Below are 6,359 nucleotides of genomic sequence, written 5' to 3'. Positions count from 1 at the left end.
CCGGGGTTTGTCAGGTTTGCGGCGGAGATCATCGAAGAGATGCTTTAGGGGCGTTATTTGAACGAAAAGAGATAATGTTGAGGAAATGATATGAAAGTAGTCCCAGCGGCCGATTTACACATACCGGAGATGGTCGAGATATGGAAGGAGTTCATGGACTTTCACAGCGATATCGATCCGTTCTTCAAGAGGCGGGAGGACGGCCACGAAAACTTCGTTAGAATGGTGAAAGACTGGATCGGGTCGGAGGATTCCCACGTCCTCGTTGCTCTCGAAGGGGGCAGGGTCATTGGCTACTCCGTATCGATTGTCTTGAGGCACCCCCCAGTTTTAAACACGGAGAGGTACGGCTTCATCAACGATCTGGCGGTGAGATCGATCCATCGTAGAAAAGGGGCGGGAACGGCACTCCTCATGGAGATGTTCAGGTGGTTCAGATCGGTGAACGTCGACAGGGTGGAGCTACAGGTGGTGCCCAAAAACCGGATAGGCTGCCGGTTCTGGGAAAAGCACGGATTCAGGGACTACATCCACGTTCTGGCGCACCCGGTGCCGGACGTTGACGGGTAAGGGGTCTGGGGGGCGTGGACGTGACCGGGCAGCCGGCCTTTTGGCTTGCGATGCACGATAAATACTTCGCGTAAAGTTTTTAAATACGGGTGTAGAGTGAAAAAGAGAATAGATATCCCGGTCGTCCCGGCGGCAGATTCACACATACCGGAGGTGGTCGAAATATGGAAGGAGTTCATGGACTTCCACAGCGACATCGACCCCTTCCTTGAAAGGCGCGACGACGGCCACGAGCATTTCGAGAACTATTTGAGGGAGAGGATCGATTCCGACGATGCCGCCGTTCTCGTGGCGCTTGACGAAGACAGGGTGATCGGCTATTCCATCGTCTTCATATCCAACCATCCCCCGGTTCTTAAAACGGAGAGGTACGGCTTTATCGACAGCCTCGCGGTGAGATCGACGTATCGAAGAAGGGGTGTGGGAACGGCGATCCTAAAGAAAATGCACGAATGGTTCGACTCCAGGGGTATCGACAGGATTCAGCTGAACGTTCTTCCCGGAAACGAGATAGGTAATTCCTTCTGGAGAAAGAGCGGCTTTAGGGATTTTACGCATACGCTGTGCATGGACAAGAAGTAACTTAAATAAAAGTAAAAAAATTCACGGCCAGGGCTTGTAGTCCGGGCTTTATTAGTATATACTAATTACTTTGAATAAGAACCAATTTCTAAGCTTTTTTAATTAGACTTTTTATAATAGGAGATTAAAAATGTTGGTTAACAGTCCAAGACCTGTCGAATTTCGTACAATAAAAAAACTTATTACAAGATTAAACGCAAGTAGGGAGTCTGAACGAAATATACTAATTTCAGTTTATGATATGGATGTGCCTTCTTGGCAGCGTCAAATTGTATGGACTGAAGAAGATAAAGGACTTCTTGCATACAGCATTTTAAGAAACTACCCTATTGGAATGATGGTGTTGTGGAAGAAAAAGAGTGGTATTCGTGTACCTATTGACGGGCGTCAAAGATTAACTGCTATTAGGGATTTTTATGAAGGTTCAGTACCAATTCCAAATTTAAAATTCATTCCAGATGAATTAAAGAATAAAAAATATAAACTACTCGAAGGGGATGAGGAAAAAGGATATAGACAACTTGATATAGAATATCGAGAAAATTATGATGATTATGAAACCACTATTGTAGAATACGAAAATCTCGACGAAAAAACGGCAATGGATATCTTTGTAAAACTTCAAGGAGGGAAACCTCTTAATAAAACAGAGATAAGAGCTGCTTTAGGCGGTAAGTTGTGTAATTTTGTAACTGAAATGACAAGTAAACTAACACTAACAAGTGACGATATTGAAGAAATAGAGACTCCCTCAAAACATCCTTTTTTTCAAAAAATAAATATTAAAAATTACCGTAAAGCACATAGAAACTTATGTGATATACTTTTACACGAATTTGTATATCCGGGCCAGGATAAACATTGGAGTAGTTTAGAAACTCTTTATCTTGATAAATCTACAACTATTACTGACCAAGAAAAAAGGCAATTTGTAAAAGTATTAGGTCAATTCCAAAAAGCAGTTGAAATAGAAGAATCAGGTCATAAGATTATTCTTCCTCAACTAAAAAGTGTTTTTTAATTCTAAGTTTTTTTAAAGCTTGGAAGGAAATAACAGAAGATTATGCTATCCCTAAGGAATTCTCTTTTACTGAAATAATTAAAGAATTTGAAAGCGAAAGAACTAATAATCCAGGTGAATTACCATGGTTGTCATTCACATCTGCTTTAAGTAATGCAGGGTATGCAAAAAATCGTATCAATAAACGACATCAAATATTAATGTCCTTTATATTTAGGAAATACCCTTCTATTTCTCTAAAGGATAGGCAAAGATCCTTTACAGAAGCACAGAAAATTGCAATCTGGGATAGAGCAGAAATGCAATGCGAATGGATTGAAAATAATGAAAGATGCAAAGAAAGATTTGGTGATTTCAGAGAAGCTGATGCTGATCATATAATTAAATGGAATGAAGGTGGGCCTACTTCAATAGAGAATGGACGATTACTTTGTAGAAAACACAACAGGTCTAGAAGATAATAGATAGGATAAAATATCTTTTCAGCTGATCCCTTGAATAATTGTTACGTCGTTATACAACGCCCCAAAACATCGTATATGTGAAAAAGGCGTAATAGTCATCGAGGTTCAGGATGAAGTCGGCCGACCCCGGCTCGGTTAAGCGCAGGTACTCGCCCCAGGTCTCTTCCGCCACCTCCGACCTCGCCCCGCCCCAGCGCATATCGAAGAGCGAGGCCATCGCGTCTTTCATTTTGTCCGACAAGGGCGGGCGAACCTCACCCAAGAAGGTCTTGACGGCGGCGTCCTTCAAGCCGGCATCCCGAAACCAGACCAGTCCCCTAATGGAGTGCGATTTTGGGTCCATCCCCGCGCTGAAGGGAGCGATCCCCGCGGAGGTTGCGTTGAGCCTCGCCTCGATCATCGGGTAACCGGGCAGCAGCTGCTGGGAAGACCAGAAGATAACGGCTACCGTGCCGTTCGGCCTCACAACGCGCGACAGCTCCTTAAGGGAGGGAACCGGCTCGTGGCCGGAATAATACCCCACGAGGTTACAGCTCCACGCCCAGTCGAATTGATCGTCATTGAAAGGGAGTCTTTCAACGCCCCCTTGCTTGAGGGAAAACCTTCCGACAAGACCCTTTTCCGTCAGCATCACCTCGCCGTAGTCGAGAAACTCGCGGGAGATGTCGAGGCCGGTGACGTGCCCGTTCTTTCCGACGGCGTCCAACATTATTGGGAGGTGGAGGCCGATCCCGCACCCCGCATCGAGGCCGCGGCTGTCCACGGGAAGATCGAGCCAATCAACCGCCTCGCGAATCACCGGCTCCGTCATCAGGTGGGAAAGCAGCAGTTTTTCGATATAGGAACTCGTGCTTGACATCATATACTCCCCTTATGGCTCCATTTTTCAATAGTCCTGCATGAGATCTCCGAAGCGAAATCTATCAGCTTGTGGCACCTGTCGCTTTTCGGATAAAAGGCCTCGAAGTCGGCGAGGTCGCGAAACTTCCTCCTGACGATCTCCGAGCAATTTACGGAGCCGGCCTCTCTCTTGAACTCGGAGACGATCTCCCTGCCGAGGCCGAAGGGCTCCGGCATCCCCACCGGCCTTTTCAAGATCAGGTTTAGGTGCCCGACGATGAAGTCCCGGACGTTTCGGGGAAAGTTCGAGCTCCTCACGTCCATCCCAAAGATGGAATTTACGGCGATCACAGAGCCGGCCAGCGCCCCGCAGACCCCGCCCGAAAGGCCCACGCCGCCGTTGTGGACAATGGAGATCCGCTCCAACGGCCCCATATCAATACCAATTCCCGTCCTCTCGTCCACGCGCCTCAGAACCTCTCCCGCGCAGGACATGTTGTTTTTTGCTTCGTGAGACAAATCCGCAAAATCAAGACCTGCCTTCACGTTTTCCTCGACAAACCTCACGCTCTCCCCGATGTGGCGGATGCAGCGAAAGAGCCTGTCGCCGGGAACGAAATACCTGATCTGCCCCCAAGCCGTGTAGAAATCCACCCTGGATCTCCCACTGCAAAGTGTGGTCCTGAACCTCCCCCCGAACCAATCGACGTATTTCCCCACTTTCTTAAGGAGCAACGCCTCGGCCGCCGGGCCGCCTTTAGCTATTTCTTTATCAAAGAATTGCGCTATAAAGATAGCTCCAGCGGTCAGGACTCCGCAGGTGGAACCGGACGCAACAACGCCCCCCTCAAGGCCGGTGACGGCCTTTAGGATTAGATCGTCCCGCGTACCCGTCAAGTCCTGAAGGGCCTCCACCGTCGCGAGGGCGCAGTTCAGGTTCTTGACAAGGTAGAGTCTTCCCCTGGTCGAGCTCTTCATATATCTGTATCTGTTCCCATTCACTGCTGTCGAACAGTTCAATCTTCTTGGATAAATTCGATATCCGCAAACATCTCGTACATCGGGTGGCCCTTGAGGAAACTCTCGATAAACTCCCCCCTGTCCTTTGCGATCCCGGTCTCCACCGCGTATCTCCGCATGATGTATTCGGACAACGCCAGCTTCAGGGCCGTAAGCAAGAGAGGTATCGAGCGTTGCCCCTCGTTCGATTCAATCAGGTCATCCCCGGCAAGCGTCATGCAGAAAAGGAATCCCTTTTCCCTTATCAGATTTGATATAAGCTCCGCGGCCCTTTCCTCGTCCGGCATGTCCGTCAGCCGATATTTCGCATCGACGACGACCTCCCGCTCCGGATCGAGCGTGAGCTTCAACTCCACACCTACCCCGGAGGCGGGGTCTCTCAGCCTTATTGCGGCTTCGGTGTCGTTAAACGGGCCGGGTTTTTTTCCACTCACAGGACGGTCTTTCAATCTATTGCCTAAACAATAATACAGCATTTCTGCCAAAAGGTCTTTAATTATTTCCCCGGATCATAAAAACTGAGAGAATGGAGGTTCCATCACATTTTTTACCCTATTTATACCTATTGACAAATTTTAGGGATGTGATATATATGCAGCAATATAAACATGAGATTTTTGGAGGTCTCAATGAAGAGAAACAAAAAACTGACCGCCGCCGTCATCCTGCTTTTCGCCGTTGCGATCGTGGCGGCTTTCGCCATTGGATGCTCGAAGGATAAGGAAACCCCTGCAGAGCCGTCAGCTCCAGTGACCCCCTCGGAGCCGTCGGCCGCAGGGCCGTCTTTGGTGCTCAATAAGTACTCGTATTCACCGGGGGAGACCATCACCGTAACCTTCACGGCTCCGGTTGGGTACCAGAGCAACGCCTGGATCGGGATTATCCCGTCCCACGTTCCCCACGGGGACGAGGCAACAAACGACCAGTACGATCTTACATACCAGTACCTCAACGGGATGACCTCCGGGACAATGGTCTTTTCGGCGCCCGGTGTTCCCGGCTCCTACGACTTGAGGATGCACGACACCGACAGCGGCGGTAAGGAGGTCTCCTCGGTCTCGTTCGTTGTGAATTAGCAAAGAGGTCGCAGGGGGGGTTGGCAGGTATTTGCTACAATGGGTGGATAAGATATTGTGTTTGTGAGGGTAGGGTAAGTATTTCCTGCAATGGAGTGGGAAGGTGAGGGGGTAGGGAGATTGTTTCATGGCAGAAAATTAGGGAAGGGTAGGAAGGTGTTGTTAATAGGGGGGGAGGGTGAATATTTTGTGGGAGGGGAGGGTAGGTTGTTTTAGTGGATGGGGAGGGCGTTAATAGACAATGGGCTTAAGCCCATTGTCTGTGGGCAAAAGAACGTTTTCCCTCGCTCAAAAAATTAGTATTGTTCAGATACTCAAAATTCTGAAGAACCATATTGAAAATGAAAGCCCGGGCGGTTTCGTCCGGGCTTTTTTTACGTTCTCATAATATGCGCATAATGCAAAAAGCCCCGGCTGTATTTACAACCGGGGCTTTGGAATTAAATTCGGCGACGACCTACTCTCCCACATGTAACCATGCAGTACCATCGGCGCTGGAGGTCTTAACTTCTCTGTTCGAGATGGGAAGAGGTGTTGCCCCTCCGCTAAAGTCACCGAAAACTTATTGTCTATTGTTAAAGAACGTGGGATATTCTCCCATTACATCTTTCCCTAACTCCTGTCAAATATTTTTTTTGGCGGGAGTTCTTTGAGAATCGCATAGAGCAGTGCTAGTGGAATTAATAAGGATGGCCAAGCCTCACGGCCGATTAGTATCGGTAAGCTGAGCGCATTACTGCGCTTACACACCCGACCTATAATACCTTGTAGTCTACAAGGGGCCTT

8 protein-coding genes and 2 rRNA genes are annotated in these 6,359 nt (G+C 48.3%); 5 read left to right on the top strand and 5 right to left on the bottom strand.

Annotation, left to right across the window (positions count from 1 at the left end; translation table 11 throughout):
• Positions 1-90 precede the first annotated feature (90 nt).
• From JW984_04200 to JW984_04185, 4 genes are all read left to right on the top strand, one after another.
• Entirely contained in the window at positions 91-570 is a 480-nt protein-coding gene (locus JW984_04200) for a GNAT family N-acetyltransferase (GenBank protein MBN1572379.1), read from the top strand.
• A gap of 96 nt (positions 571-666) precedes the next feature.
• Entirely contained in the window at positions 667-1,152 is a 486-nt protein-coding gene (locus JW984_04195; GenBank protein ID MBN1572378.1) for a GNAT family N-acetyltransferase, read from the top strand.
• A gap of 130 nt (positions 1,153-1,282) precedes the next feature.
• On the top strand, positions 1,283-2,173 hold the full coding sequence (locus JW984_04190; protein ID MBN1572377.1) for a DUF262 domain-containing protein: 891 nt from the start codon (positions 1,283-1,285) through the stop codon (positions 2,171-2,173).
• 128 nt (positions 2,174-2,301) lie between these two features.
• Positions 2,302-2,634 carry an HNH endonuclease gene (locus tag JW984_04185; GenBank protein ID MBN1572376.1) on the top strand — a complete coding sequence of 111 codons (333 nt, stop codon included), beginning with the start codon at positions 2,302-2,304 and terminating at the stop codon, positions 2,632-2,634.
• Positions 2,635-2,686: 52 nt separating this feature from the next.
• On the opposite strand, the gene JW984_04180 is transcribed toward JW984_04185, so the two are convergent.
• The 3 genes from JW984_04180 to JW984_04170 are packed head-to-tail and all read right to left on the bottom strand — an operon-like array spanning position 2,687 to position 4,931.
• A complete protein-coding gene (locus JW984_04180; protein ID MBN1572375.1) occupies positions 2,687-3,496 on the bottom strand; it encodes a methyltransferase domain-containing protein in 810 nt (269 codons plus the stop codon).
• Positions 3,496-4,455 (bottom strand): C-GCAxxG-C-C family protein, encoded by a 960-nt coding sequence (locus JW984_04175; GenBank protein MBN1572374.1) that lies wholly within the window; start codon positions 4,453-4,455, stop codon positions 3,496-3,498. The genes JW984_04180 and JW984_04175 overlap by 1 nt, the downstream gene beginning before the upstream one ends.
• Positions 4,456-4,493: 38 nt before the next feature.
• Positions 4,494-4,931: a hypothetical protein gene (locus tag JW984_04170; GenBank protein ID MBN1572373.1), complete on the bottom strand. Its 438-nt coding sequence runs from the start codon at positions 4,929-4,931 to the stop codon at positions 4,494-4,496.
• Between the two features lie 195 nt (positions 4,932-5,126).
• Between JW984_04170 and JW984_04165 the strand changes: the two genes are divergently transcribed.
• On the top strand, positions 5,127-5,573 hold the full coding sequence (locus JW984_04165) for a hypothetical protein (protein MBN1572372.1): 447 nt from the start codon (positions 5,127-5,129) through the stop codon (positions 5,571-5,573).
• Positions 5,574-6,017: 444 nt separating this feature from the next.
• Here the strand turns inward: JW984_04165 and rrf are convergent.
• Positions 6,018-6,132, bottom strand: a 5S ribosomal RNA gene (rrf, locus tag JW984_04160).
• A gap of 130 nt (positions 6,133-6,262) precedes the next feature.
• A 23S ribosomal RNA gene (locus JW984_04155) occupies positions 6,263-6,359 on the bottom strand; the annotation flags it as partial.

It is taken from the genome of Candidatus Zymogenus saltonus, assembly GCA_016929395.1.
Lineage (GTDB): Bacteria > Desulfobacterota > Zymogenia > Zymogenales > Zymogenaceae > Zymogenus > Zymogenus saltonus.
Note: the sequence above shows the minus strand (reverse complement) of the source record. Positions and strands in the feature narration are given on the sequence as shown.